This is a genomic window from Streptomyces sp. NPDC037203 (assembly GCF_055605065.1).
Window position 1 is genome coordinate 84,948 of sequence record NZ_JBVJUC010000010.1, and the last position, 25,630, is coordinate 110,577.

24 protein-coding genes are annotated in these 25,630 nt (G+C 72.2%); 14 read left to right on the forward strand and 10 right to left on the reverse strand.

What is annotated here, in order from left to right:
• Window positions 1-5: 5 nt before the first annotated feature.
• From ACZ7EC_RS25130 to ACZ7EC_RS25150, 5 genes are all read right to left on the reverse strand, one after another.
• Window positions 6-1,850 carry an ABC transporter ATP-binding protein gene (locus ACZ7EC_RS25130; protein ID WP_471065904.1) on the reverse strand — a complete coding sequence of 615 codons (1,845 nt, stop codon included), beginning with the start codon at window positions 1,848-1,850 and terminating at the stop codon, window positions 6-8.
• A gap of 75 nt (window positions 1,851-1,925) precedes the next feature.
• Window positions 1,926-2,123 (reverse strand): hypothetical protein, encoded by a 198-nt coding sequence (locus tag ACZ7EC_RS25135; RefSeq protein ID WP_471065906.1) that lies wholly within the window; start codon window positions 2,121-2,123, stop codon window positions 1,926-1,928.
• Between the two features lie 94 nt (window positions 2,124-2,217).
• Window positions 2,218-2,952 carry an FAD:protein FMN transferase gene (locus ACZ7EC_RS25140; RefSeq protein WP_471065908.1) on the reverse strand — a complete coding sequence of 245 codons (735 nt, stop codon included), beginning with the start codon at window positions 2,950-2,952 and terminating at the stop codon, window positions 2,218-2,220.
• Window positions 2,953-2,977: 25 nt separating this feature from the next.
• On the reverse strand, window positions 2,978-3,469 hold the full coding sequence (locus ACZ7EC_RS25145; RefSeq protein WP_471065909.1) for an FMN-binding protein: 492 nt from the start codon (window positions 3,467-3,469) through the stop codon (window positions 2,978-2,980).
• A 19-nt stretch (window positions 3,470-3,488) separates the two neighbouring features.
• On the reverse strand, window positions 3,489-4,841 hold the full coding sequence (locus ACZ7EC_RS25150) for a ferredoxin reductase family protein (RefSeq protein ID WP_471065911.1): 1,353 nt from the start codon (window positions 4,839-4,841) through the stop codon (window positions 3,489-3,491).
• A 247-nt stretch (window positions 4,842-5,088) separates the two neighbouring features.
• On the opposite strand from ACZ7EC_RS25150, the gene ACZ7EC_RS25155 reads away from it, so the two are divergent.
• Together ACZ7EC_RS25155 and ACZ7EC_RS25160 are read left to right on the forward strand one after the other, a co-directional pair.
• Window positions 5,089-5,835, forward strand: a complete 747-nt coding sequence (locus ACZ7EC_RS25155; protein WP_471065913.1) for a response regulator transcription factor — start codon at window positions 5,089-5,091, stop codon at window positions 5,833-5,835.
• Between the two features lie 5 nt (window positions 5,836-5,840).
• Window positions 5,841-7,310 (forward strand): sensor histidine kinase, encoded by a 1,470-nt coding sequence (locus ACZ7EC_RS25160; protein WP_471065915.1) that lies wholly within the window; start codon window positions 5,841-5,843, stop codon window positions 7,308-7,310.
• A 55-nt stretch (window positions 7,311-7,365) separates the two neighbouring features.
• Here ACZ7EC_RS25160 and ACZ7EC_RS25165 read toward each other — a convergent pair whose 3' ends face one another.
• Window positions 7,366-8,085 carry a L,D-transpeptidase family protein gene (locus ACZ7EC_RS25165; protein ID WP_471065917.1) on the reverse strand — a complete coding sequence of 240 codons (720 nt, stop codon included), beginning with the start codon at window positions 8,083-8,085 and terminating at the stop codon, window positions 7,366-7,368.
• Between the two features lie 153 nt (window positions 8,086-8,238).
• Between ACZ7EC_RS25165 and ACZ7EC_RS25170 the strand changes: the two genes are divergently transcribed.
• The 5 genes from ACZ7EC_RS25170 to ACZ7EC_RS25190 all read left to right on the forward strand — a co-directional run bounded on the left by ACZ7EC_RS25170 (window position 8,239) and on the right by ACZ7EC_RS25190 (window position 14,273).
• Entirely contained in the window at window positions 8,239-9,432 is a 1,194-nt protein-coding gene (locus tag ACZ7EC_RS25170; protein WP_471065919.1) for an argininosuccinate synthase, read from the forward strand.
• 112 nt (window positions 9,433-9,544) lie between these two features.
• Window positions 9,545-10,978: an argininosuccinate lyase gene (gene argH / locus ACZ7EC_RS25175; protein WP_471065920.1), complete on the forward strand. Its 1,434-nt coding sequence runs from the start codon at window positions 9,545-9,547 to the stop codon at window positions 10,976-10,978.
• Between the two features lie 145 nt (window positions 10,979-11,123).
• Window positions 11,124-12,095 carry an aldo/keto reductase gene (locus ACZ7EC_RS25180; RefSeq protein ID WP_471065922.1) on the forward strand — a complete coding sequence of 324 codons (972 nt, stop codon included), beginning with the start codon at window positions 11,124-11,126 and terminating at the stop codon, window positions 12,093-12,095.
• A 106-nt stretch (window positions 12,096-12,201) separates the two neighbouring features.
• Entirely contained in the window at window positions 12,202-12,753 is a 552-nt protein-coding gene (locus ACZ7EC_RS25185) for a TetR/AcrR family transcriptional regulator (RefSeq protein ID WP_471065923.1), read from the forward strand.
• Window positions 12,750-14,273 carry an MFS transporter gene (locus tag ACZ7EC_RS25190; protein WP_471065925.1) on the forward strand — a complete coding sequence of 508 codons (1,524 nt, stop codon included), beginning with the start codon at window positions 12,750-12,752 and terminating at the stop codon, window positions 14,271-14,273. The genes ACZ7EC_RS25185 and ACZ7EC_RS25190 overlap by 4 nt, the downstream gene beginning before the upstream one ends.
• A 22-nt stretch (window positions 14,274-14,295) precedes the next feature.
• Here the strand turns inward: ACZ7EC_RS25190 and ACZ7EC_RS25195 are convergent, their stop codons facing one another.
• Window positions 14,296-15,963, reverse strand: a complete 1,668-nt coding sequence (locus tag ACZ7EC_RS25195) for a multicopper oxidase family protein (RefSeq protein WP_471065927.1) — start codon at window positions 15,961-15,963, stop codon at window positions 14,296-14,298.
• A 148-nt stretch (window positions 15,964-16,111) separates the two neighbouring features.
• Entirely contained in the window at window positions 16,112-16,783 is a 672-nt protein-coding gene (locus ACZ7EC_RS25200) for a lysophospholipid acyltransferase family protein (protein ID WP_471065928.1), read from the reverse strand.
• A gap of 365 nt (window positions 16,784-17,148) precedes the next feature.
• Here ACZ7EC_RS25200 and ACZ7EC_RS25205 point away from each other — a divergent pair, with 365 nt between their 5' ends.
• Both ACZ7EC_RS25205 and ACZ7EC_RS25210 read left to right on the forward strand, forming a co-directional pair.
• Entirely contained in the window at window positions 17,149-18,324 is a 1,176-nt protein-coding gene (locus ACZ7EC_RS25205) for a glycerophosphodiester phosphodiesterase (protein ID WP_471066199.1), read from the forward strand.
• A 181-nt stretch (window positions 18,325-18,505) separates the two neighbouring features.
• Window positions 18,506-19,003, forward strand: coding sequence for a GNAT family N-acetyltransferase (locus ACZ7EC_RS25210; RefSeq protein WP_471065930.1), 498 nt, complete (start codon window positions 18,506-18,508; stop codon window positions 19,001-19,003).
• Window positions 19,004-19,052: 49 nt separating this feature from the next.
• Here ACZ7EC_RS25210 and ACZ7EC_RS25215 read toward each other — a convergent pair whose 3' ends face one another.
• Window positions 19,053-19,472, reverse strand: coding sequence for a hypothetical protein (locus ACZ7EC_RS25215; RefSeq protein ID WP_471065931.1), 420 nt, complete (start codon window positions 19,470-19,472; stop codon window positions 19,053-19,055).
• 2 nt (window positions 19,473-19,474) lie between these two features.
• Window positions 19,475-19,834 carry a hypothetical protein gene (locus tag ACZ7EC_RS25220; RefSeq protein ID WP_471065933.1) on the reverse strand — a complete coding sequence of 120 codons (360 nt, stop codon included), beginning with the start codon at window positions 19,832-19,834 and terminating at the stop codon, window positions 19,475-19,477.
• A 591-nt stretch (window positions 19,835-20,425) separates the two neighbouring features.
• Here ACZ7EC_RS25220 and ACZ7EC_RS25225 point away from each other — a divergent pair.
• The 5 genes from ACZ7EC_RS25225 to cbiE all read left to right on the forward strand — a co-directional run bounded on the left by ACZ7EC_RS25225 (window position 20,426) and on the right by cbiE (window position 25,345).
• Window positions 20,426-21,460: a methionine ABC transporter ATP-binding protein gene (locus ACZ7EC_RS25225; protein ID WP_471065935.1), complete on the forward strand. Its 1,035-nt coding sequence runs from the start codon at window positions 20,426-20,428 to the stop codon at window positions 21,458-21,460.
• Entirely contained in the window at window positions 21,457-22,203 is a 747-nt protein-coding gene (locus ACZ7EC_RS25230; RefSeq protein WP_471065937.1) for a methionine ABC transporter permease, read from the forward strand. Before ACZ7EC_RS25225 ends, ACZ7EC_RS25230 begins: the two co-directional genes overlap by 4 nt.
• A 167-nt stretch (window positions 22,204-22,370) precedes the next feature.
• Window positions 22,371-23,201, forward strand: a complete 831-nt coding sequence (locus ACZ7EC_RS25235; protein WP_471065939.1) for a MetQ/NlpA family ABC transporter substrate-binding protein — start codon at window positions 22,371-22,373, stop codon at window positions 23,199-23,201.
• Window positions 23,202-23,372: 171 nt separating this feature from the next.
• The gene (locus ACZ7EC_RS25240; RefSeq protein ID WP_471065940.1) at window positions 23,373-24,011 is read left to right on the forward strand and encodes a GNAT family N-acetyltransferase; all 639 of its coding nucleotides are present in this window, start codon (window positions 23,373-23,375) and stop codon (window positions 24,009-24,011) included.
• A 110-nt stretch (window positions 24,012-24,121) separates the two neighbouring features.
• Complete coding sequence (gene cbiE, locus ACZ7EC_RS25245; protein ID WP_471065941.1) at window positions 24,122-25,345, forward strand: precorrin-6y C5,15-methyltransferase (decarboxylating) subunit CbiE; 1,224 nt, start codon at window positions 24,122-24,124, stop codon at window positions 25,343-25,345.
• Window positions 25,346-25,630 lie beyond the last annotated feature (285 nt).

Consider the following 25,630-nt stretch of genomic DNA (forward strand, 5'->3'; position numbering starts at 1 on the left):
CCGGGCTACGAGAGCACGGTGCCGGTGCTCAGCCGGTGCAGCCGGGCGTACGTCCCGTCGCGCACCAGCAGATCGCCGTGGGCGCCGTCCTCCACGACCCGGCCCCGGTCGAGCACCACGATCCGGGTGGCGTCGCGCACGGTGAGCAGGTTGTGCGAGATGACGATGGTCGTCCGCCCGGCCATCAGCCGGCGCAGCGGTTCCATGATCCGGCGGCCCGAATCCGCGTCGAGCCCGGTGGTCGGCTCGTCCAGCAGCAGGACGGGCGCGTCCCTGACCATCGCGCGGGCGATCGCGAGGCGCTGGCTCTGGCCGCCGGACAGGGTGCGGCCGCGCTGGCCGACGAGGGTGTCGTAGCCGTCCGGGAGCCGTTCGATGAACTCGTGCGCGTCCGCCGCCCGCGCCGCCGCGACGATCTCCGCCTCGGACGCCTCCGGGCGGCCGTAGGCGATGTTCTCCCGCACGGTGCCGTGGAAGACCAGGGTCTCCTGGAGCACCACCGCGACGTTCTCGCGCACATCGGCCAGGCGCAGCTCGCGCAGATCGGTGCCGTCGAGCCGGATCGCGCCCCGGTCGGGGTCGTAGAACCGCAGCTGGAGCCGCGCGGCCGTGGACTTGCCCGCGCCGCTCGCCCCGACCAGCGCCAGCGTTTCGCCGGGCGCCACCCGGAACGACACGCCGGAGAGGGCCCAGGGGGTGGTGCCGGGGTAGCGGAACCAGACCCCGTCGAACTCCACCGCCCCGCGCGCCCGGCCGACGGGACGGGCGCCGGCCCGCTCGGTGACCTGGGGCCGCTGGTCCAGCAGTTCGATGATCCGCTCGGCCGAGGCGGCGGCGGTGTAGAAGGTGGTGCCGAGCCCGGACAGGCCGTGCACGGGGCTGTACATCTTGCCGATCAGGGCGAGGAAGACCAGCAGGCCGCCCAGGGTGAGCTGGCCCTGGGAGAGCTTCCAGGTGCCGAGGCCCAGCACCGCGAGCCCGCCCGCCACCTCGATGATCTCCACCAGGGGGGCGTACAGGGACCTGATCCGCGTCGAGGCCATCACCGCCCGGAACCGGCCCACGTTCTCCCGCTCGAACCGGCGCGCCTCCCAGCCCTGCCGGTTGTACGCCTGCACGAGCGCGACGTTGCCGAGCACTTCCTCGGCGATCGCGCTGAGCGATCCGGTGCGCCGTCTGCGCTCCCGCGAGGCGTCCTTGATCAGCCGCGAGAAGTGCCGGGCGGCGCCCCAGAACAGCGGCACGATGACCAGCGCGAGCAGCGTGAGGTCCCAGCTCAGATAGAACAACAGGCCGGCGAATACGGCCAGTTGGAGCATGTAGTACAGGGCGTCCGCCACGCCCGACAGCAGGAAGGTCTCGACCGCGTCCACGTCACCCGTGACACGGGAGAGCACATCGCCGAGCCGGCGGCGCTCGAAGAAGCCGAGGGACAGGCCCTGCACATGCCGGAAGACGTCGCAGCGCAGGGAGAGCAGGAACCGTTCGCCGACCCAGGTGGAGGTCATCTCGTCGGCGAACCCGAGGATGCCGGAGCACAGGATCAGCCCCAGGTAGGCCGGGGCGATCCACAGGAAGGGGCCCAGGTTCCGGGGGACCAGCACCTGGTCCACGACGCTCTTGAACAGCCACAGCTCACCGGCGTCGACGACCGGTCCGGTCAGGCTGAGCAGCAGCAGCGGGACCAGCCAGCGCCGGTTGCCGCGGGTGTAGGGCCAGAACCGGCGGAAGACCGCGCGCGGCGAGAGGAGGGGCGCGGCGGCGACGACATCGCCGGAGGCTTCGGGGGTCCCGGAGGACGGGTCCTCGGGGTCTCCCCAGGACAGCAGACGCCGCAGGACTCGCGTCATGGGATCCGTTCCTCGGACAGCGGCCTGGCGGACCGGGTCCTCCGGGTCCCGGTCCGCTCAGCCTGTGCGGGGTGGTCAGTAGCCGCCGTGGCCGCCGTGGCCGCCATGACCGTGGCCGCCGTGACCGTGGTCGCCGCCGTGCCGGTCGCCGTGCCGGTCGCCGTGGTCGTCGTGCCGGTCGAAGGCGTCGAACCGGTCGTCGTTGTGGTCCCGGCCGTGTCCGTGGCCGCCGTGGCCGCCGTCTCGGGGAAGCAGACTGCTGAAGATGGACATAACGTTCCTCCCGGAAATTTCGTTCACCGGGGGTACGTCCGAGGACGGGACTGGGATGGCTCCTGGGAGAAAAAATTTCCCTTTCAACCCATTTTCACTCTATGTACGCGGCCAGCCCCGTGGTGTGCAGCACCTCGCCGTCTGCCGTCAGCAGCAGTCCCTCGGCACCGGGCAGCGACTCCAGCCAGCCGAGCCCCGACCGCGAGCCCCGCGCGAACGCGGCCGTGGCCCAGCAGTCGGCCCAGGTCAGGCGGGGTGCCACCACGGTCACCGACACCAGGTCCGTCACCGCGGGCTCCCTCGTGCGCGGGTCCACGATGTGCGCACCCCGCTCGGCCGTGCCCGACGTGGCCACCGCCAGCTCGCCCGCCCCCGACACCACCGCGGCCAGCCCGCCCGGCCGCAGCGGGTCCGCGATCCCCACCCGCCAGGGCCGCCCCGGCTCCGGCGCGCCCAGCGACTGCACGTCCCCGCCGCCGTTGACGCTGACCCCGGACACCCCCGCCACCCCGGCCAGCCGCCGCGCCGCCCGCTCCGCCGACCAGCCCTTCACGATCCCGGTGGGATCCAGCACCCCCCGGTACCACGCACTGAACCACCCCCCGCTCACCCGCTCCGCGTGCGCCGCCAGCTCCAGCACCTGCGCGACCTCGGGCGCGCACCGCTCCACGTCCGTCTCACCGCGGGCCAGCCGCGAGACCTCGCTGTCCTCCCGGTAGGTGCTGAACACCGCGTCCACGTCGTGCAGCCGGGCCACGACGTCCCCGAGCACCGCCCGCACCGCACCGGGCTCCCCGCCCCGCACCTCGAAGGAGAACACGGTCCCCATGACCTCCTCCGCGTGCCGCACCGCCTCACCCACGGGCCTGGTCCAGCGCGGACTGGAGGGACTGCCGGTAGCCGGTGCTGGTGTAGGTCGCGCCCGAGACCATGTCGATCTGCGCGCTCTGCGCGGCCAGCGCCTCGCGCCGCAGCTGGGGGAGGGCGTAGCCGGCGATCTCGTGGTCGCGCGGGTTGGCCGTGGGGTACTGGAGGGCCGTCACGTCGGTGAGCTTGCCGTCCTTGATGGTCACCCGTACCTGGACCGGGCCCCAGCGGGTCTGCGCGGTCTCTCCGGTGACGGTCTTCGCGGCACCCGAGGCGGCCGGGGCGCCACCGGGCGCAGGGGAACTCCCGGACGACGACGGCGCGCCCGCGCCGCTCGGCGGGGCGGGAGCCGACACGCCCCCGACGAGACCGGGACTGGTGTGCGGCTTCAGGGACAGCAGCAGCACCACGGCGGAGACCGTCGTGGCGCTCGCCAGCACGACGCGGCGCAGCGGGCGGTTCTTCCTCAATGCGTGCATGACCTCGGCCTCACAACTCTCACAGCTCGAACGACTCGTGATGGATGCGGTGGTCCCGCGCACCGGCCGCGCGCAGGGTTTCGTACACATCCCGCGCGAACCCGTGGGGCCCGCAGATGTACACGTCGCGGGCCGGCAGATCGGGGAACCGCGCGCGCAGCGACTCCGCGGTGATGCGGGGGCGCTCGCCGCGCGGCCCGTTCAGCGCGTACAGCACCTCGGCGCCGCGCCACCGCGCTATCGCCTCCAGCTCGGCGCCCAGCGCCAGGTCCTCGGCCGAACGCGCCCGGTACAGCAGCGTGACCTCGCCGGGCAGCGTCTCGAACAGGGCCCGCAGCGGGGTGATGCCGACACCGGCCGCGATCAGCAGGGACCGCCCGCCGGTGGCCCGGTCGGCGGTCAGCGCGCCGTAGGGACCCTCCGCCCACACGCGGGTGCCGGGCCGGAGTGTGGACACCGCCGCGCTGTGGTCGCCCAGCGCCTTCACCGTGATCCGCAGCCGGTCCGGGCGCGGCGGTGCCGACAGGGAGTACGGCGTGGACGTCCAGGCCATGCCCTTGGCGAGGAACCGCCACCGGAAGAACTGCCCGGAGCGCGCGCCCAGCCGGTCGAGATCCCGGCCGCGCACCTCGACCGAGAACACCCCCGGCGCCTCCTGCCGCACCGACTCCACCCGCAGCCGGTGGCGCCGGTTGAGCCGGATCGGCGCGAGCACCCGGAACCACCCCACGAGCGCCGCGACCCCGAGGTAGAGCGCGTACCAGGCGGCGGTCGCCACCGGATCGCCGTTGAACTGCTCGCCCAGCGACACCTGGTGGAAGAAGGCCAGGAACACGGCCGCGTACGTCAGCAGATGGACGTGGTACCAGAACTCGTGCCGGATCCGCCGCCGGGCCGCCCGCGCCGAGGTGATGCCCACCGCGAACAGGATCAGCGTGCCGGCGGTGGCCTTCAGCATGTCCGGGTAGTCCAGCACCACGCTGACCGTCTCGTGCCACAGCGACGCCCGGTCCTGCGCCGCGTACCCGGCGAGGATCAGCCCGATGTGCGCCACCAGCAGGCACACCGTGTACCGCCCGGCCATCGCGTGCCAGCGGGCCACCCGGTCCGAGCCCACCCGGTTCTCCAGCGCCGGCACCCGTGCCATCAGGCCGACCAGCACCGCGCAGGCGTACCCGCACAGCAGCCCGGCGAGCCTGCCCGCACCGGTCAGCCAGCCCGCCGCGCCGACCACGGAGGCGGTGTCCGCCCACCACAGCGCGATCACGGCCGCCGCCCCCGCCCACAGCGCGGCCAGCAGCGGCCCCGCGGGGGAGCGCCGGGCGATCCCTCGCCGGGGCGGTGCCGCCCGTCTCATGTCCACGGCTGTCATCAGTGCCGTTCCCTTCGTCCGCCGACCGGGCCCCGGCCGGCGCAGCCACTGTGCGGGACCCAGCTCTGAGGCACCTCTGAGAAGGGCCCCGTGCCCGGTTCTCTGAGCGCTTTCTCACAGAGGTCTCAGAGACCTCTCACAAACCGCCCTGACCAGCGGATACGATTCCCGCCGAGCGGACTCAGAGGAAACTCAGAGCCAGAGCCGCGACCGTCCGCCGCGCGCACCGGCGATGCTGGGAGGCGCGATGAACACGACCCGTTCCGGCCGACCGGCCCTCACCCGCCCCGACGGCACCGCGCTGCGCGTCCTCGTCGTGGACGACGACCCCGACCTCGCCGAGGTGCTCACCGGCGCCCTGCGCTACGAGGGCTGGCAGGTGCGCGCCGCCGGCGACGGTGCCGCCGCCCTCGCCGCCGCGCGCGAGCTGACGCCCGACGCGGTCGTGCTGGACGTGATGCTCCCCGACATGGACGGCTTCACGGTGCTGCGCCGGCTGCACGAGACCCAGCCCGAGGTGTGCGTCCTCTTCCTCACCGCGCGGGACGCGGTCGAGGACCGGATCGCCGGGCTCACCGCGGGCGGCGACGACTACGTCACCAAGCCCTTCAGCCTGGAGGAGGTCGTGGCCCGGCTGCGCGGGCTGCTGCGCCGCGCCGGGATGGCCCGCCGCCCGGAGCCGGAGGAGGACCCCGGACTCGTCGTCGGCGACCTGGTGATGGACGAGGACGCCCGCGAGGTGACCCGGTCCGGCGAGCTGATCGAGCTCTCGCCGACCGAGTTCGAGCTGCTGCGCTTCCTGATGCGCAACCCGCGCCGCGTCCTCAGCAAGGCGCAGATCCTCGACCGGGTCTGGTCCTACGACTTCGGCGGCCGCGCCCATGTGGTCGAGCTGTACATCTCCTACCTCCGCAAGAAGATCGACGCCGGCCGCGAGCCCATGATCCACACCGTGCGCGGGGCGGGGTACGTACTGAAGCCGGTGACCGGGTGAGGCCGGTGACCGGGGGGTTCTTCGGCCGGCTGCCCCGCTTCCGCACCCTGCGTGCCCGGATCACCTTCGGCCTGGTGGTGCTGCTCGCGGTGAGCTGCGCCGCGGTCGGGGTGGCCGCCGTGGTCGAGCTGAACGGCTTTCTCACCCAGCGCCTGGACGAACAGCTCGCCCAGGTCGGCACCCGGTTCCCGGAGAGCCTGGAGCACCACGGCAAGCTGCCCGACGACCACGACGGCGACGAGACCGCCGACACCCGCCGGATGGCCACCGGCACCTTCGGCGCCTGCCTGCGGCGGCGCACCGTCACGGACAAGGGCCTCATCCGGTCCGGCGATCTCAATGTCGACCTGAACATCACCCTGACCGCGCGGGACGCCCAACGGCTCGCCCGGATCCCGGCCGACGGCCGCCCGCACACCGTCGAACTCTCCGCCCTGGGCCACTACCGGGTCGTCGCCACCCCCGGCCGCGACGGCGAGGTGCTGATGGCGGGGCTCCCGCTGAAGCCCGTCGAGGCGGCCGTGCACCGCCTGGAGCTGGTCGCCGGGGTCGTCTTCGGCCTCGCCCTGGTGACCGCCGGAGTGACCGGCGCCCTCTGGGTCCGCTGGTCCCTGCGCCCCCTCGGCCGGGTCACCGCCACCGCCGCACGGGTCAGCGAACTCCCGCTCGCCAGCGGTGTGGTCGCGCTGCCCCCGCGGGCCCCCGTCGCCGAGCCGCACAGCGAGGTCGGGCAGGTCGCCGCGGCCCTCAACGGCATGCTCGGCCATGTCGAGGACGCGCTCACCAAACGGCACGCCAGCGAGGAGCGGCTGCGGCGGTTCGCCGCCGACGCCAGCCATGAGCTGCGCACCCCGGTCGCCTCGGTACGCGGCCACGCCGAGCTGGGCCTGCTGCATCCCGGACCGGTTCCGCCGGAGGTCACCCGCGCCCTGGAGCGCATCGCCGCCGAGTCCTCGCGGATGGGCCTGATGGTGGACGACCTGCTGCTGCTCGCCCGCCTCGACGCGGGCCGCCCGCTGGAGCGCGGCCCGGTCGACCTGACCCGGCTGGTCCTGGACGCGGTCACCGACGCCCGCGCCGCGGGCCCCGGCCACGGCTGGGCCCTGGACCTCCCGGAGGACCCGGTCACGGTCACCGGTGACGCCCACCGGCTCCACCAAGTGGTGGCCAACCTGCTGGCCAACGCGCGTCTGCACACGCCCGCCGGCACCAAGGTCACCCTGACCCTGGACCCCGGCCCCGACGCCGTGCTGCTCCGCGTCCACGACGACGGCCCCGGCATCCCCGAGGGCCTCCGCTCCGCCGTCTTCGAACGCTTCACCCGCGCCGACCACCGCCGCCACGGCGACACCTCCGCCGCGGGCGCGGGCCTCGGCCTCTCCATCGTGGCCGCGGTGGTGGAGGCGCACGGCGGCACGGTGGACGTGGAGAGCGCACCAGGCTGCACGACGTTCCTGGTCGGCCTGCCCGCCTGAGGGCCGCGGCGCCGCGCCGCCCCCCGGTCCCGCCGAAACGGGCGCACCGGCGAGATCAGTACCGGCTAACCGCTGTGACGCCGCCCTCGGTGCCGATGGCGATACGCGGCCCCGCCGCCGGCACCACCCACCGCAGAATCCGCCGCATGGCATCCTCCGGCACCGACACACAGCCGGCCGTCGCCCCCGCCCCGTCGACGTGCAGGAAGATCCCGGCCCCGCGCCCCCGCACCGGCCGGTGGTAGTTGAACCCCACGACGAGCCCGTACGCGTACGGCCCGCGATACGCGCCCAGCCGCTCCGACTCCGCGGCACGGCAGTCCCTTGGCAGCGGGTCGGTCCAGCGGTTGTACGACGCCGACGCGTTGTCCTCGCACCACCAGGAACTCTCCGTCACCGCCCGGTAGGAGATCCGCGTGCCGGCCGGCGCCGCCTTGATGCCGAACGCGAACGGAAGGTCGTACAACCCGGTCGGCGTCGTCTCCGTCCCCTGGGTGCGCGCGTCCCCCTCGACCAGCCCCTTCGCCCCGAACCGCGCGGGCGCGGAGCCGGCCTGCGTCCAGGTGCCGCCGCGCAGGTCCCACCAGGTGACCGTGCCCGTCGTGGACGACGTGTCCGGCGCCTGCGCCACGATCAGCTGGGTGCTGCCGCCGGTGTCCGCGAGGCGCGCGGGCAGCGGCACCGGTCCCGGTGCGCGCGGTGCCGGAGCGGGCGCGGCCCCGAGCAGGCCGAGCACGGAGGCGGACACGAGGCTGGCGACGACACCGGGGCGCATGCTCAGACGCTAGACGGGCGCAGCGGCGGCGGCAGCCCGGACAGTCCGTCCGGGATCACCCCTCCGGCCATGTCACCCGGAGGGGTGATTGACGAATCATGCGGAGTTCTGCATACTCATGCATGTCAGCGAATGCACTGTGAGGAGAAACCCGTGACCGAGCGCGTCGTACTCGCCTACTCAGGCGGTCTGGACACCTCCGTCGCCATCGGCTGGATCGCCGAGGAGACGGGCGCCGAGGTCATCGCCGTTGCGGTCGACGTCGGCCAGGGCGGCGAGGACCTGGACGTCATCCGCAAGCGCGCCCTCGCGTGCGGCGCGGTCGAGGCCGAGGTCGCCGACGCCAAGGACGAGTTCGCCGACGAGTACTGCCTCCCGGCGATCAAGGCCAACGCCCTGTACATGGACCGCTACCCGCTGGTCTCCGCCCTCTCCCGGCCGACGATCGTCAAGCACCTCGTCGCCGCCGCCAAGAAGCACGGCGCCACCACGGTCGCCCACGGCTGCACCGGCAAGGGCAACGACCAGGTCCGCTTCGAGGCCGGCATCGTGGCCCTCGCCCCCGACCTGAAGTGCATCGCCCCGGTCCGCGACTACGCGATGACCCGCGACAAGGCGATCGCCTTCTGCGAGGCCAAGCAGCTCCCGATCGCCACCACGAAGAAGTCCCCGTACTCCATCGACCAGAACGTCTTCGGACGCGCCGTCGAGACGGGCTTCCTGGAGGACATCTGGAACGCCCCGATCGAGGACATCTACGAGTACACCTCCAACCCCGCCACCCCGCGCGAGGCCGACGAGGTCGTCATCAGCTTCAAGCAGGGCGTCCCGGTCGCGATCGACGGCAAGCCCGTCACCGTCCTCCAGGCCATCCAGCAGCTCAACGAGCGCGCGGGCGGCCAGGGCATCGGCCGGATCGACATGGTCGAGGACCGCCTGGTCGGCATCAAGTCCCGCGAGGTCTACGAGGCCCCCGGCGCCATCGCCCTGATCACCGCCCACCAGGAGCTGGAGAACGTCACGGTCGAGCGCGAGCTGGCCCGCTACAAGCGCCAGGTCGAGCAGCGCTGGGGCGAGCTGGTCTACGACGGCCAGTGGTTCTCCCCGCTCAAGCGCGCCCTGGACGGCTTCATCGACGAGGCGAACCAGCAGGTGAACGGCGACATCCGGATGACCCTGCACGGCGGCCGCGCGGTCGTCACCGGCCGGCGCTCCGAGTCGTCCCTGTACGACTTCAACCTCGCCACGTACGACACCGGCGACACCTTCGACCAGGCGGCGGCCAAGGGCTTCATCGACATCTACAGCCTGTCGTCGAAGATCGCCGCCAAGCGGGATCTGGCGTAACCCCGCGGCCCCTCGCGGGTCCGCCTCGCACACGCATCACACTGACGGCCGCCTCCCCACCCGCAAGGGCGGGGAGGCGGTGGCACAGAGACATCTCCCGAGGAGCAACGCAGTGAGCAGCAACAGCGGTGACGTACGGCTCTGGGGCGGCCGTTTCGCCGACGGTCCCGCCGAGGCCCTGGCGAAGCTGTCCGCTTCCGTCCACTTCGACTGGCGGCTCGCGCCCTACGACATCGCCGGCTCGCGCGCCCACGCCCGCGTGCTGCACCAGGCGGGACTCCTCACCGAGGACGAGCTGACGCGCATGATCGCCGGTCTCGACCGGCTGGAGGCGGACGTCGCCGACGGCTCCTTCACCGGCACCATCGCCGACGAGGACGTGCACACCGCTCTGGAGCGCGGCCTGCTGGAGCGCCTCGGTCCGGACCTCGGCGGCAAACTCCGCGCCGGCCGCTCCCGGAACGACCAGGTGGCCACCCTCTTCCGGATGTACCTGCGGGACCACGCCCGGATCATCGGCGGCCTGATCGCCGACCTCCAGGACGCCCTGATCGGCCTGGCCGAGGCCCACCCGGACGTGGCGATGCCCGGCCGCACTCACCTCCAGCACGCCCAGCCGGTGCTGTTCGCCCACCATGTCCTCGCCCACGTCCAGTCCCTGTCCCGTGACGCCGAGCGGCTGCGCCAGTGGGACGAGCGCACGGCCGTGTCGCCGTACGGCTCGGGCGCCCTCGCCGGCTCCTCGCTGGGCTTGGACCCGGAGGCGGTGGCCGCGGACCTCGGCTTCGAGCACGGCAGCGCCGCCAACTCCATCGACGGCACGGCCTCGCGGGACTTCGTCGCGGAGTTCGCCTTCATCACCGCGATGATCGGCGTGAATCTCTCCCGGATCGCCGAGGAGATCATCATCTGGAACACGAAGGAGTTCTCCTTCGTCACCCTCCACGACGCGTTCTCCACCGGTTCCTCGATCATGCCGCAGAAGAAGAACCCGGACATCGCGGAGCTGGCCCGCGGCAAGTCCGGCCGCCTGATCGGCAATCTGACCGGTCTGCTCGCCACGCTCAAGGCCCTGCCCCTCGCCTACAACCGCGACCTCCAGGAGGACAAGGAGCCGGTCTTCGACTCCTGCGACCAACTGGAGATCCTGCTGCCCGCGTTCACCGGGATGATGGCCACCCTCACCGTCCACCGCGAGCGGATGGAGGAGCTGGCCCCGGCCGGTTTCTCCCTCGCCACGGACATCGCCGAGTGGCTGGTCCGCCAGGGCGTCCCCTTCCGGGTGGCGCACGAGGTCGCGGGGGAGTGCGTCAAGGCCGCCGAGGCCGAGGGCAAGGAGCTGGACGAGCTGACGGACGAGCAGTTCGCCAAGATCTCCGCCCACCTCACCCCCGAGGTCCGCACCGTCCTGAACGTCCCCGGCGCCCTCGCCTCCCGCAACGCCCGCGGCGGCACGGCTCCCAGCGCGGTCGCGGTCCAGCTCGCCGAGGTCAAGGCGGACGTGGCCCGGCAGCACCAGTGGGCGGAGGAGAAAAAGCCCCGTTAGGGGCGCGGGGAACCGCGCGAGCGACCACGCCCCACCCGCCGCGCGACAGCCGCGCCACCCGCGTACCCGGCCGAACCGACGGGCCTCGCGGGATACGTTGGTCGTGAACCGGAGCCGAACCGGAGCCGACCCAACGGAGCCCGCGATGCCCTTCGCCCGCCTGGCGACCGCCACCACCCCGACCTGCCACATCGGCCTCGGTCTCGCCGCCGTCGGCCGCCCCGGCTACATCAACCTCGGCCGCGACGAGGACCTCGGTGCCGACCGCAGCGTCGACGCCCTGCGCACCCGCACCCACGAACTCCTCGACGCCGCCTACGCCCAGGGCGTCCGCTACTTCGACGCCGCCCGCTCCTACGGCCGTTCGGAGGAGTTCCTCGCCGAGTGGCTGGCGGAGCGCCCCGGCGTCGACGACGTCGTCATCGGCAGCAAGTGGGGCTACACCTACACCGCCGACTGGTCCACCGACGCCGAGCGGCACGAGGTCAAGGACCACACCCTGGCGACCTACGAGCGCCAGCGCGCCGAGACCGAGGCGCTGCTCGGCGACCGGCTCGACCTCTACCAGATCCACTCGCTCACCCCGGACAGTCCGGCCCTCACCGACAAGGAACTCCACGCGAGGCTCGCGGAGGCCGCCGCCCAGGGAGTGACCATCGGCTTCTCCACCAGCGGCCCCCGGCAGGCGGACACCGTCCGTGCCGCCCTGGAGGTGACGGTCGACGGCGCGCCCCTGTTCCGTACCGTCCAGTCGACGTACAACATCCTGGAGCACTCCGCCGCCCCCGCCCTCGCCGAGGCCCATGACGCCGGGCTGACCGTGATCGTCAAGGAGGGCATGGCCAACGGGCGCCTCGCCGGCCCGAACGCCCCCGAGATCCTCAAGGCGATCGCCGCCGAGGAAGGGCTGGGCTGCGACGCCGTCGCCCTCGCCTGGATCCTGCGCCGGCCCTGGGTGGGCGTCGTCCTCTCCGGCGCCGCGACCCTCGCCCAGCTCGCCTCCAACCTGCACGCCCCCGCCGTCGAACTGGACGCGGACCGGATGACCCGCCTCGCCACGCTCACGGAGGAGCCGGCCGCCTACTGGGAGCGGCGCGGAGAGCTGCCCTGGCACTGACCGGAACGCCTCGCTGAGGACCCCCGCTGGCACCGCTGACCAGCGGCGATGAGTCACGCTCGCCTGCAGTGAGACATTCATGTCTCACTTGGGTTATCCTTGTCTCATGGCCCTGGATCGAGACCATGTGCTGCGCGCCGCAGCCGCCCTGCTGACCCGTAAGTCCACCGCGACCATGGACGAGGTCGCCAGGGCCGCCGGGATCAGCCGGGCCACCCTGCACCGGCACTTCGCCGGACGCGACGCGCTCGTACGGGCGCTGGAGGCGCTCGGCATCGCGGAGTGCGAGGCGGCGCTGGACCGGGCCCGCCCGGAGGGGGGGTCCGCGACCGACGCCGTACGCAGGCTGGTCCGCGAGATCCAGCCGGCCGCGGGACTGCTCGCCTTCTTGTACGGCGAGAGCCAGCTGTGGGAGGGCGACCGGCAGAACGACGGCTGGCAGCGCCTCGACGGCCGGATCGGCGCGCTGTTCCAGCGCGGGCAGCAGGCCGGCGAGTTCCGCATCGATCTCAGCCCCGTCTGGCTCACCGAGGCGCTGTACGGCCTGACCGCCTCCTGCGCCTGGGCCACCCTGGACGGCCGCGTGGCCGCCCGTGACTTCCCGACCATGGTCGCCGAGCTGCTGCTCGGCGGCGCGCTACGGAGAGAGGAACCATGACCAGCACCGTGCAGCCGGCAAGCGTGGCGGAGGTGGAGAAGCGTCCGGGCCGCTGGCTCGCGCTCTGCGTCCTCGTCCTGGCCGTGCTGCTGGTGGCCGTCGACGCCACCGTCCTCGGCCTGGCCACCCCCTACATCAGCGAGGACCTGCACCCCTCGGGCACCCAGCTGCTGTGGATCGGTGACGTCTACTCCTTCGTCATCGCGGGCCTGCTGGTCTCCATGGGCAGCCTCGGCGACCGGATCGGCCGCAAGCGGATCCTGCTCTGCGGCGCCACCGCGTTCGGCGCGGTCTCCGTGCTCAACGCCTACGCCACGACACCGGAGTTGATGATCCTGGCGCGGGCGCTGCTCGGCGTCGCGGGCGCGACCCTGATGCCGGCCACCCTCGCCCTGATCCGCAACCTCTTCCACGACCCGCGCGAGCGCAGCCTCGCCGTCGGCATCTGGGGCGCGACGGCCTCGGCGGGTACGGCGGTCGGTCCCATCGCCGGCGGCTTCCTGCTGGAGCACTTCTGGTGGGGCTCGGTCTTCCTGATCAACCTGCCGGTGATGGCGGTCCTCGTCCTGGTCGGCATCCGCACCCTGCCCGAGTCCCGCAACCCCGAGCCGGGCCCCTGGGACCTCGCCAGTGTGCTGCTGTCGCTCGTCGGCATGATCGGCGTCGTCTACGCCGTCAAGGAGGCGGCCACCCACGGCTTCTCCTGGCCCACGCTCGCCGCCGGTCTGCTGGGCGCGGGCGCGCTGTACGGCTTCGTGCGCCGCCAGCTGACCATGCCGATCCCGCTGCTGGACATGCGGCTGTTCCGGCACCGCGGCTTCAGCGGCGCGGTCCTCGCCGACCTGCTGACCGTGCTCGGCATGTCCGGCCTGGTCTTCTTCCTCTCTCAGTACCTCCAACTCGTCCAGTCCAGGCGCCCGTTCGAGGCGGGCCTCGCCGAACTGCCCGCCGCCGTCGGCGCGGTGGTGGCCGGACTGCTCGCGGGCAGCGCCGCCCGGCGCTTCTCGGTCCGCTCGGCGGTCTCGGCCGGCCTTGCCGCGGTCGGCCTGTCCCTGGCCGCGCTGACCTCGCTCGGCCAGAACACGGGCTACCCGGTGCTCGGCGCCGCCCTGCTGGTGGTGGGCGTCGGCGCGGGCCTGTCCTTCACGGTCACCGCCGACGTCATCCTCTCCAGCGTCCCCAGGGACCAGGCGGGCGCCGCCTCCGCGGTCTCCGAGACGGCCTACGAGCTGGGCGCCGCCCTGGGCATCGCCCTCCTCGGCTCCATCGTGACCGCCGTCTACGGCGGCTTCCAGGGCCCGGCCGGCACCCCGCCGGGCGCCCACGACTCGCTGGGCGCGGCGGTGGAGGCCGCGGACCACCTGCCCTCCCGGACGGCCGGCCCCATGCTGGACGCGGCCCGCGACGCCTTCGTCCACGGCCTCCACCTGGCCTCGGGCGCGGGCGCGGCGGTCCTGCTGGGCACGGCGGTCGCGGCGTGGTTCCTGCTGAAGGGGCAGAAGCTGGAGAACGCCGAGTGAGCCCGGCTCGCTCGGCGCCCCCTCACCGCTTGTAGCCGAGGATCGTCATCATCCCGCTCTCCGAGTGGTACTGGTTGTGGCAGTGCACCATCCACAGACCGGGGTTGTCCGCGTCGAATTCCACCACCAGTTTGCGGTGCGGCAGCACCAGCGCGGTGTCCTTGCGCGCCCCCACCGCGTCCAGCCCCGTCATGGCGAAGGTGTGGCCGTGCAGGTGCATCGGGTGCCACATGTCCGTCGCGTTGATGAGCGTGAGCCGCACCCGCTCCCCGGCGTGGATCTCGTGCCGCTGCCGGACGTCGTACGGCTTGTGGTCGAAGCCCCAGTCGAACTTCGCCATGCTGCCGGTGATCTTGATACGCATCTGGCGGTCCGGTTCCCGCTCCGGAAGGGCCACCGAGTCGGCCGGCACCAGCCGCCGCGCGGGCACGCACTCGCCGTCCAGCTCCCTGGGGCGGACATCCGGTGCCGGAAGGTTTCTGCCCTTGTCGGTGCGCAGGACGGCGAGCGCGTTGCCCTTCTTGCCCTCGGCCAGCGCGACCAGCGGGAAGCAGCCGTCCTTGGCGGTCACCAGCACGTCGTACCGCTCGGACATGCCGATGAGCAGGGCGTCGGTGTCCTTGTGCCGCACGGGGTAGCCGTCGGTGTGCGTGACCGTCATGGTGTGGCCGCCGAGCGAGACCCGGAAGGCCGTCTCCGAACCGGCGTTGACGAAGCGGACCCGGATGCGGTCGCCGGGACGGCAGCGGAACTCCTGGGGCTGGTGCGGCAGGCGCCCGTTGGCGAGGTAGTACGGATAGTCGACGCTGCCGCCATCGCCGTCCAGCATCCGGCTGTGCGAGTCGCGCAGCACCCGGTCGGGGCCGCCGCCGGCCCTCGCGGACGGCGCCGACTTCGCCTTGGCCGACCTGCTCGCACCGGGGGAGGCGCTCCCGTTCGCGTGCGGGTGCTCCGGGCCCATGCCCATGCCGGCCATCCCGGAGCCGCCCGGCTTGAGCTGTTCGAGCACGCTGTCGGGGGTGGAGCCGTCCACGCCGTCGAGCCAGTCGTCCAGGACGACGATCCACTCCTTGTCGTAGCCGAGCGTCTCCTTGGGGTCGTCCACGACCAGCGGCGCGTACAGCGCGCGGTCGGGCTGCATCCCGACGTGGGAGTGGAGCAGATACGTGCCGGGGTGCTTCACGCTGAAGCGGTAGCGGAAGTCCGTACCGGCCGGGATCGGCCGCTGCGTCAGATCGGGGACGCCGTCCATGTCGCAGCGCAGCCGCACCCCGTGGGAGTGCAGGGTGGTGGTGGTCGGCAGCCGGTTGGCGAGCGTCAGGTCCAGGATGTCGCCCGCGGTCACCCGGACCAGCGGCCCCGGCACCGTGTCGTTGTACGCCCAGGTGCGCACCGAGCGCCCGCCCAGGTCCAGTTCGGCCTCCGCTGCGGTGAACCGGTACGTGCGCACCCGCCCCGCCCCCCGCTTGCGCTCGGTGGCGAGGACCTCCGGGTCCGACGGGTTGACGTACCCCTTGGGCCCCGCCGGTACGAAGTTCCCCACGACGCCCGCCCCGAGGGGACCGGTGTCCGCGTGGTGCGGGCCGGAGCGGCTCTCGGGTCCTGAACCGGAGCCGCAAGCCGCCAGGAAACCCGCGCCGACGGCTGCGATCGGGACACGGAGGAGGGTTCGCCGCGAAGGTGTATCCATGTCTGCATCAGACATGTCCGGTGGATCACGCGCTCGGGGGCGTAGGCCGAATGCCGCTGTCGCCGGGGCAGATTCACACCGGCAGACGGACGAACGCGGGCCGCCCCAGTGCAACCGGAACGGCCCGCGTCCATCTGCCGCCTCAGGCTCAGGCGGCCTTCGCCTTGGTGGCGTACATGTCGACGTACTCCTGCCCCGACAGCCGCATGACCTCGGTCATCACGGAGTCGGTGACGGCGCGCAGCACATAGCGGTCGCGGTCCATGCCGTCGTAGCGGGAGAACTCCATCGCCGGGCCGAACCGGACGGTGACCTTGCCGGGCCGCGGCATGCCCTTGCCGCCGGGCTGGAGCTTGTCGGTGCCGATCATGGCGAACGGCACCACCGGCGCGCCGGTCATCAGGGTCAGCCGGGCGATGCCCGTGCGCCCCCGGTACAGACGGCCGTCGGGGGAGCGGGTGCCCTCCGGGTAGATCCCGAAGACCTTCCCCTCCTCCAGGACCCGCCGCCCCGTCATGAGCGCCGCGACTCCGCCGTTCGCGCCGTCCCGGTCCACCGGGATCATGCCGACCCCGGTGAAGAACCACGCCATGAGCCGGCCCTTGACGCCCTTGCCGGTGACGTACTCGTCCTTGCCGATGAACAGCACCTGACGCTTCGTGACGACCGGCAGCACGATCGAGTCGATGAAGGTGAGGTGGTTTCCGGCCAGAATCACCGGGCCGTCCCCCGGAATGTGCTCCGCGCCCTCCACCTGTGGGCGGAACATCAGGCGCATGATCGGTCCGAGCACTGCCTTGATGAGGCGGAAGCGGGACAACGGGTCCTCCGATGTCAGGGGAGCGATATGAGTCTGTGCAGGTGAGGACATTACTCGCGGCCTCGCGGCGAACGCACATCGGGAACGAGCGGTTCACCGAGGTCTTACGAAGTGTTGACGCGGGTTTACCTGCGGTGACGCCCGGCGGACGGCGGGTGGTGCGCCGGTGCCGATGTGACGGACATCGCTCGCTTCGTCCCCCTGGGCGACACCCCGTCACCTGCCCGCACGCACGGGCCATACACAGGCACCCGCGAGTTCGACGCGAAGCCGCCTCCCTGTCATATGCGCGCCCCTACGATCCTCCCGGACTGATGAGCATCGGACTGATGAGCGAAGAAGACAGACGACGGCAGGAGGCCGCCATGGGAACCGAGCGTACGGACGAGACGCAGCCGCAGGTCACGGGACGGCGGGCGCTCCTCGGCGCCGCGATGCTGGGCGCGGGCGGCGCCGTCCTCGGACTGGCCGGCACCGCCAGGGCCGCCGAGGCCCCGGCGGCCAAGCGCACCGCGCGCGGGCTCAAGGGCCTGCCGGTGCCGACCATCGTCGGCCACCGCGGCGCCAGCGGCTACCGCCCCGAGCACACCTTCGGCTCCTACGAGCTGGCCCTCGACCTCGGCGCCGACATCGTGGAGGCCGGCGACCTGTGCCCCACCAAGGACGGCCATCTGGTCTGCCGGCACGAACCGGAGATCGGCGGCACCACCGATGTCGCGGACCACCCCGAGTTCGCCGGCCGCAAAACCACCAAAGTGCTCGACGGCGTCCCCACCACCGGCTGGTTCACCGAGGACTTCACCCTCGCCGAGCTGAAGACGCTGCGTGCGATCGAGCGCATCCCGGACAACCGGCCGCACAACACGCTCTACAACGGCCGCTGGGAGATCCCCACCTTCGAGGAAGTCCTGAAGTGGCAGGACGAGCAGACCCGCAAGCGCGGCAAGCAGGTCTGGATCTACCCCGAGACCAAGCACCCCACCTACTTCCGCGAACGGGGCCTCTCCCTGGAGGAGCGGGTGGCCAAGCTGCTGCACAAGTACGGCAAGGACACCCGCAACTCCCCGGTGATCCTCCAGTCGTTCGAGCCCACCAGCATCCAGCGGCTGAACCAGCTCGTCGACAACCCGCTCGTGGTGCTGCTGTCCACGGCCGACAGCCGCCCCTGGGACTTCGTGGCGGCGGGCGACCCCCGCACCGTCGCCGACCTGATCACCCCCAAGGGCCTGCGGGAGATCGCCGGTTACGCCCAGGGCATCGGCCCCACCCTGGACCTCGTCATCCCCAGGAAGGCGGACGGCTCCCTCGGCAGGCCCTCCACCCTGGTCTCCGACGCGCACCGGGTCGGCCTGATCCTGCACCCCTACACGATGCGCAACGAAAACCCCTTCCTGCCCGCCGAGTTCCGCAAGGGCAGCGCGGCCGACGGCTACGGCGACCCGTTCGGCGCCTTCAAGGCGTACTTCGCGACCGGCATCGACGGCGTCTTCACCGACAACGCCGACACCGGCGTCCTCGCCCGCGCCGACTTCCTGCGCTGACCCGCGCCTCCCGCCGCCCCGAGCCTCCCCGCGATCTCCCGGAACGCCCCGGTACGCCGACGGACCGCGGGGAGTTGGCTATGTCACAGGGCGTCCCCGCACGACGAAGGTTGCCTCCCGCCGGACGCGGGGATAGGAGTGTGGGGATGTCAGTGATCAGGTGAGCGGGAGGCATGCGCACATGGGCATGAGCGTGACCATCTCGGTGGCGACCGACGAGGACGCGGAGGATGTCTTCCGCCTCCAGTACCTGTGCTTCCAGAGCGAGGCGCAGCTGTACGGCAACTACCGCATCGACCCGCTCGTCGAGAGCCTCGACGCCATCCGCCGGGAGATCGGCGTCGAGTGCGTCTTCGTCGCCCGGCTCGGCGACGAGGTGGTGGGCGCCGTACGCGGCAGGATCGCGGAGGACGGCTCCGCCGCCATCACCCGCCTGTGCGTGCACCCCCGCCTCCAGGGCCACGGCATCGGCGCCCGCCTGCTGCGCGCCGCCGAGGCCGAGCTGGCCGGGCAGCGCGGTGCCACCCGCTTCCGCCTCCAGACCGGCCACCGCAGCGAGGGCAACCTCCGCCTCTACCGCCGCGTCGGTTACGAGCCGGTGGGCCGGGTGCGGGGCACGGACGGGGTCGAGCTGATCGTGCTGGAGAAGCAGGCGGCCACGTATGTGGCCACGGCGTGACCAGCGCACCCCGAAGGGGCGCCGTACCGGGGTGCGGCTCCGCCGCGCCTCAACCAGCTCCCTGCGACCGCGCCTTCCGCAACCAGTACAGCGCGGACAGAGGAAGCAGCACGGGAATGAACACGTACCCCATCCCGTAGTCGGACCACACCGTGGCGTCGGGGAACGCGGAGCTGTCGACCACCGTCCACGTGCCGACGAGCAGCACACCCGCCAACTCGACCCCGCAGCAGACCAATGCCGCCCGCCGCGCCGTCTCCCCGCCCCGCACGAGCGTGTACGTGATGAACGCGTACACCAGTCCCGCCACCGCGGAGAGCGAATAGGCGAGCGGCGCCCGCCCGAAGTCCGTCGCGATCTGGAACGCGGAACGCGACACCGCCCCGACGACCATCACGCCGTAGAACCACACCAGCAGCATGCCCGGCCCGCTGATCAACCGGGCCGGCTTCTCCTCGACGGTCGTCATCCTCAGCCTCCCCAGATGTCAAAGAGCCGGACCTGAAGCACGGCCAGCACCACTCCGCCCGCCGCGGCCGTCACCGAACCCCACCGGGTCCGCTCGGCCAGCGACATGAACCCCGCGGCCGGCACGCACGCGAACGCGCCCAGCAGATACGCCACGAAGATCGTGGTCCCCTGCGCCGGCTTCTCGCCCCGCGCCAGCTGCACGATCCCGATCACCAGCTGGATCGCGGCCAGCAGCGACACCACGGCCATGCCGATGAGGTGCCAGTCCTTCGTCGGCTGGTCACGGTAGGCGGCCCAGCCGCACCACGCGGCGAGCAGCAGCGCGGCGACCCCGGTCACCAGCGTCAGGACAGTGAGCATGCGGTGACCTTATTACGGCGGAATCGGACCAACGCCCCCGACCCCGCCGTACGCCGCGGGGTCCGGCACGCGGACCGTGGCGTTGGCCACAGCCCGCGGGGGCGAAGGAGGGGACGCCGGTCTCGTCGGGGACGGCCGCGCGGCCTTGCGCGCACTGGTCACCGGCGGGGGAGCGGAGGCCCCCGGCGGCGGCCGGACCCGCCCCGAGGTGTCCGCCGCTGTCCATTATGCGGACAGCGGCCACCGATCCCCGGCGAGCTTCTGCTTTACTGGGCCGCATGACCACGACGAGCAGCCGCATCCCTGCGACCGGGGCGCCCATGACGCCCGGTGCTGTTTGTCTGTGTCCGTGTCGAATGTGCGCCTTCTAGAGGGCCCCCGCACCACCTGAGCCTCGCGCCCCGAAGCGAGAGCCGCGACCCGTCCCGCGCCCCGTCCGGGGCGCGTGTGACCGAGGGCCGCCGCGCGCACACGACGTTCTCCCCGCCGCACCGCCACCCCGAGAACCGTGCCGCGTACCCCATGAACGCACGCAACGCACCCGTGTCCGGGCACACCCGCGCCCGCGCACTCGACAGTGACGGAAATCCTGTGATCACCACATCGGGCCTCACCAAGGTCTACCGCTCCCGCGGCCGCGAGGTCACCGCCCTCGACGGCGTCGATCTCCACGTCCGCGAAGGCGAGGTCTACGGCGTCATCGGCCAGTCCGGCGCCGGCAAGTCCTCGCTCATCCGCTGCGTCAACCTGCTGGAGCGTCCCACCTCCGGCACCGTGACCGTGGCCGGACAGGACCTCACCGCCCTGGCCGGACGCGGACCGCGCGCGGGCCGGGAACTGCGCCAGGCCCGCAGCCGGATCGGCATGGTCTTCCAGCACTTCAACCTGCTGTCCTCGCGGACCGTGCAGGACAACGTCGAGCTGCCGCTGGAGATCCTCGGCACGTCCGGGAAGGAACGCTCCCGCAAGGCGCTCGAACTGCTCGACCTGGTCGGCCTCGCCGACAAGGCCAGGAGCTACCCCGCCCAGCTCTCCGGCGGCCAGAAGCAGCGCGTCGGCATCGCCCGCGCCCTGGCCGGCGACCCCAAGGTGCTGCTCTCCGACGAGGCCACCAGCGCCCTGGACCCGGAGACCACCCGCTCCATCCTCCAGCTGCTGCGCGACCTGAACCGGCAGCTCGGCCTCACCGTCCTGCTCATCACCCATGAGATGGACGTGGTCAAGTCGATCTGCGACTCGGCCGCCCTGATGGAGCGGGGCCGGATCGTGGAGTCCGGCACGGTCAGCGAGCTGCTGGCGACCCCCGGCTCCCAGCTGGCCGCCGCACTGTTCCCGGTGAGCGGCGAGCGCACCGGCACGGAGCGCACCGTCCTCGACGTCACCTTCCACGGCGAGGCCGCGACCCAGCCGGTCATCTCCCAGCTCTCCCGCACCTACAACATCGACATCTCGATCCTCGGTGCCGCGATCGACACCGTCGGCGGCCTCCAGATCGGCCGGATGCGCATCGAGCTGCCCGGCCGCTACGAGGACAACGTGGTGCCCATCGGCTTCCTGCGCGAGCAGGGACTGCAGATCGACGTCGTGGGCCAGGAGCCCGTACTGGTCAAGGAAGGTGCCAAGTGACCTGGTCCGAGATGCAGCCGCTGTTGTCGGACGCGTGTTCCCAGACGTTCGACATGGTGCTCTGGTCCACCCTGATCGCCGTCGTCGTGGGCCTCCCGCTCGGCCTCCTCCTCGTCCTCACGGACCGCGGGGGCCTGCTCCAGAACGTCGTCGCCAACAAGGTGATCGGCCAGATCGTGAACGTCGGCCGCTCGCTGCCGTTCATCATCCTGATGGTCGCCCTGATGAGCTTCACCCGCTGGGTCACCGGGACCACGATCGGCACCGCCGCCGCGGTCGTGCCGCTCGCCATCGGCGGCATCCCGTTCTTCGCCCGCCTCGTCGAGACGGCCGTGCGCGAGGTGGACGGCGGGCTCGTGGAAGCCGTGCAGTCCATGGGCGGCAACACCTGGACCATCGTCCGCAAGGTGCTCGTCCCCGAGTCCCTGCCCTCCCTGATCGCCAGCACCACCACCACGGTCATCGCCCTCATCGGCTACTCCGCCATGGCCGGCACGGTCGGCGGCGGCGGCCTCGGCGACCTCGCCGTCCGCTACGGCTACCAGCGCTTCGAGACCGAGCTGATGTGGATCACCGTCGCGATCCTCGCCGTCGTCATCTCCCTGATCCAGTTCGCCGGCGACTTCGCGGCCCGCGCCCTGCACCGCCGCGGCGGCCGCTCGGGCCCCGCGCCTCGGCTGCGGCTGCTGAAGGCCAAGGACGACAAGAAGCCGGACACGGCCGAGGTCACCAAGGCCGCGTAGGCACGGCCAGGTCGCGTAAGCACCGGTCAAGCCGCGAGGGAACGTTTCTCCCGGACGGCCGCCCAGACTCCCCGCCCACCCGTCACCCGACCACCACCCCTCAACGAGGCGCTTCGCGCCGCACCCCCTGATGCGGGGTCGCACCACCATAAGGAAAGGCACTTTTCGTGCGTAACACCGCCAAGCTCACCACCGCCGTCCTCGCCGCCGGAGCCCTCACCTTCGGGCTGACCGCCTGCGGCTCCGGCAACTCCTCCGCCTCCCACGACTACAGCGGCCCGCTGGTCGTCGCCGCCAGCCCGGTCCCGCACGCCGAGATCCTGAACTTCGTCGAGAAGAACCTCGCGAAGAAGGCCGGGCTCGACCTCCAGGTCAAGGAGTTCACCGACTACATCACGCCGAACACGGCGACCGAGGACGGCTCGGTGGACGCCAACTACTTCCAGAACCAGCCCTACCTGGACGACTTCAACAAGAAGCGCGGCACCCACATCGTGCCCGTCGTCACGGTGCACCTGGAGCCCCTCGGCCTGTACTCCCACAAGGTCAAGAAGGCGGGCGACCTCAAGAGCGGTGCGACCGTCGCCGTCCCCAACGACGCCGTCAACGAGGGCCGCGCGCTGAAGCTGCTCGCGGACAACGGGCTCATCACCCTCAAGTCCGGCGCCGGCAACGAGGCCACCCCAGAGGACATCGCCAAGAACCCCAGGCACCTCCAGTTCAAGGAGGTCGAGGCGGCCCAGACCCCGCGCTCCCTGGACGACGTGGACGCGGCGGTCGTCAACGGCAACTACGCCATCTCCGCGGGCCTCAAGCCCGCCAAGGACGCCCTCGTCCTGGAGTCCGCGAAGAACAACCCCTACGGCAACTTCCTCGCGGTGAAGAAGGGCAACGAGAACGACCCGCGGGTCAAGAAGCTCGCCAAGCTCCTCACCTCGCCCCAGGTCAAGAAGTTCATCGAGGACAAGTACCAGGGCTCGGTCATCCCGTCCTTCTGATCCCGGCCACCGGCACGCACCGCGTCGCGACCCACGGGGTCCACTCCCTCACCGGGTGTGGACCCCGTCGTGCGGTTCAGTGGTTTCATGCTGCATGCTGGGCAGTTCAGCAGGACCGTGCCACGGCGGCTGCTGGCACCCGAGTTCTTCCCGAAGGTTACGGAGCGGCGCATGACGAGCACCTTCCCCAACATCTCCATCAGCACGGAGCGGTTGGTGCTGCGCCCCCTCGACGAGGACGACGTGCCCGCCCTGGCCGAGATGATGAACGACGAGCAGGTCGCCGCCTGGACCGACGTGCCCCAGCCGTTCACCGAGGCCGGCGCCCGGCGCTGGATCACCGAGTACGCGCCCGCCGAACGCGCCGCCGGCCGCGGACTCGACCTCGCCGTCACCGAGTTCCTCACCCAGCGCCTGGTCGGCATCGTCCAGCTGACCAAGACCAACTGGCACGTCCGCGCCACCGAGTTGTCGTACATCATCGCCCCCTGGGCCCGCGGCGAGGGGTACGCCTCCGAAGCGGCGCTCGCCACCGCCCGCTGGCTCTTCGGCGACCAGCGCTTCGAGCGCGTCGAGCTGCGCACCGCCGCCGACAACACCGCCTCCCAGCAGGTCGCCCAGAAGATCGGCTGCATCAGCGAGGGCGTGCTGCGCAACGCGTGCATAGCCCATGTGCGCACCGAGGACGGCGGCTGGGCCGATCTGCGCACCGACTTCATCGTGTGGAGCCTGCTCCCGGAGGACCTGGAAGGCGCCGACGAGCAGCTCGCCGACACCGGCGGCTTCACCTCGTACGCGGACTGGAACTGACCCCGCCGCCGGCCCGTCCCCCGCGACGCCGCGCGACCGGATACCCTCACGGAGCCCGCCCACGGGCCCCGCACCCCTGACGACCTGCGAAAACCTGGAGATGGACGACGATGGCCGACCGGGTCACGGTGATCGGCTGGGACGGCTCGCCGCTGACCGACGCGGCACGCTCCGCCCTCGGCGCCGCCACCCTCGTGGCAGGCGCGGCCCACCACCTGGCACTGCCCGAGATCCCGCCCGCCGCCGAACGCATCCGCCTCGGCAGCGTCGCGCTCGCCGCCCGCCGCATCGCCGGCCACCGCGGCACCGCGGTCGTGCTCGCCGACGGCGACCCCGGCTTCTTCGGCGTCGTACGCACCCTGCGCGCACCCGAGTTCGGCCTGGAGGTGGAGGTCGTCCCCGGCGTCTCCTCCGTCGCCGCCGCCTTCGCGCGGGCCGGCATGCCCTGGGACGACGCCCAGGTCGTCGTCGCCCACCCGCGCACCCTGCGCCGGGCCGTGAACGTCTGCCGCGCCCACGCCAAGGTGGCCGTCCTCACCTCGCCGGGCGCGGGCCCCGCCGAACTCGGCCTCCTCCTCGCGGGCGTCCACCGCACCTTCGTGGTCTGCGAGGAGCTGGGCACCGAACGCGAACAGGTCTCCATCGTCACCTCCGACAAGGCCGCCGACCACACCTGGCGCGACCCCAACGTCGTCATCGTCATCGGGGGCCCCGCGAACGCCGCGGAGGACGGCGGCTGGATCGCCGGCCGCGATCCGGGCGCCGGCCCGCGCGGCTGGGTCCAGCCCGACGAGGCGTACGGCGACGGCACTCCCCTCGGCGAGGGCGAGACCGAGCTGCTGCGCGCCGCCCAACTCGCCCGCCTCGGGCCGCGGGCCGGCGACCTCGTCTGGGACATCGGCTGCGGCTTTGGCGCGTTCGCCACCGAGGCCGCGCGCGCCGGTGCCGCCGTCATCGCCGTCGACCACGACCCGGCCGCCTGCGCCCGCACCGACGGTGCCGCCCGCCGCTACGGCGTCCAGCTCCAGGTGGTGCACGGCAGCGCCCCGCACGTCCTGGAGGACCTGCCCGAACCCGATGTGGTCCGGGTCGGCGGCGGGGGAGCGGCCGTGGTCTCGGCGGTCGCCGACCGGCGCCCGCAGCGCATCGTCACCCACGCCGCGACCCGCGACGCGGCCGAACTCGTCGGCCGCGACCTGACCGAGCACGGATACCGCGTCGAGTGCGCCCTGCTCCAGTCCGTCGAACTCGACACCCGCGCCTGGCGGGAGACCGAGCGGAACGTCGCGTTCCTGCTCAGCGGCATACTGTCCGATCGCCCCGTGATCCGGTAGTCGTACCGCGCGCGGTAGGCTGGCCGATCGTTGTACCCCACCGGTGGCCCGGAAATTCGTTCGCCAATGTCCGGAACGCACACCCGTTTTGGGGTGGGTGTGGTACGGCGAACCCGTGGACGCGCAACGTGGCGTAGTCCACAGCGGCCTGTCGCGGATCATGCTGTCGCGACGACGCAACGACCGGGACAATGCCACTGAATGGCTTTGTCGCCTTTTCCGGCGGGTCGTTCGTGCCGCTGGGCACGCACGCTCGTTCTTCACTACGGGGCGGTCGGTGTGCCG

Excerpts from the sequence above, each read along its gene's own strand:
- ACZ7EC_RS25135 (WP_471065906.1), bottom strand. The coding sequence starts at position 2,123 with ATGTCCATCTTCAGCAGTCTGCTTCCCCGAGACGGCGGCCACGGCGGC.
- ACZ7EC_RS25185 (WP_471065923.1), top strand. The coding sequence starts at position 12,202 with ATGGCCCTGGATCGAGACCATGTGCTGCGCGCCGCAGCCGCCCTGCTG.
- ACZ7EC_RS25165 (WP_471065917.1), bottom strand. The coding sequence starts at position 8,085 with ATGCGCCCCGGTGTCGTCGCCAGCCTCGTGTCCGCCTCCGTGCTCGGC.
- ACZ7EC_RS25210 (WP_471065930.1), top strand. The coding sequence starts at position 18,506 with ATGGGCATGAGCGTGACCATCTCGGTGGCGACCGACGAGGACGCGGAG.
- cbiE (WP_471065941.1), top strand. The coding sequence starts at position 24,122 with ATGGCCGACCGGGTCACGGTGATCGGCTGGGACGGCTCGCCGCTGACC.
- ACZ7EC_RS25150 (WP_471065911.1), bottom strand. The coding sequence starts at position 4,841 with ATGACAGCCGTGGACATGAGACGGGCGGCACCGCCCCGGCGAGGGATC.
- ACZ7EC_RS25240 (WP_471065940.1), top strand. The coding sequence starts at position 23,373 with ATGACGAGCACCTTCCCCAACATCTCCATCAGCACGGAGCGGTTGGTG.
- ACZ7EC_RS25190 (WP_471065925.1), top strand. The coding sequence starts at position 12,750 with ATGACCAGCACCGTGCAGCCGGCAAGCGTGGCGGAGGTGGAGAAGCGT.
- ACZ7EC_RS25180 (WP_471065922.1), top strand. The coding sequence starts at position 11,124 with ATGCCCTTCGCCCGCCTGGCGACCGCCACCACCCCGACCTGCCACATC.
- ACZ7EC_RS25220 (WP_471065933.1), bottom strand. The coding sequence starts at position 19,834 with ATGCTCACTGTCCTGACGCTGGTGACCGGGGTCGCCGCGCTGCTGCTC.
- ACZ7EC_RS25195 (WP_471065927.1), bottom strand. The coding sequence starts at position 15,963 with ATGGATACACCTTCGCGGCGAACCCTCCTCCGTGTCCCGATCGCAGCC.
- ACZ7EC_RS25215 (WP_471065931.1), bottom strand. The coding sequence starts at position 19,472 with ATGACGACCGTCGAGGAGAAGCCGGCCCGGTTGATCAGCGGGCCGGGC.
- ACZ7EC_RS25130 (WP_471065904.1), bottom strand. The coding sequence starts at position 1,850 with ATGACGCGAGTCCTGCGGCGTCTGCTGTCCTGGGGAGACCCCGAGGAC.
- ACZ7EC_RS25205 (WP_471066199.1), top strand. The coding sequence starts at position 17,149 with ATGGGAACCGAGCGTACGGACGAGACGCAGCCGCAGGTCACGGGACGG.
- ACZ7EC_RS25140 (WP_471065908.1), bottom strand. The coding sequence starts at position 2,952 with ATGGGGACCGTGTTCTCCTTCGAGGTGCGGGGCGGGGAGCCCGGTGCG.
- ACZ7EC_RS25145 (WP_471065909.1), bottom strand. The coding sequence starts at position 3,469 with ATGCACGCATTGAGGAAGAACCGCCCGCTGCGCCGCGTCGTGCTGGCG.
- ACZ7EC_RS25155 (WP_471065913.1), top strand. The coding sequence starts at position 5,089 with ATGAACACGACCCGTTCCGGCCGACCGGCCCTCACCCGCCCCGACGGC.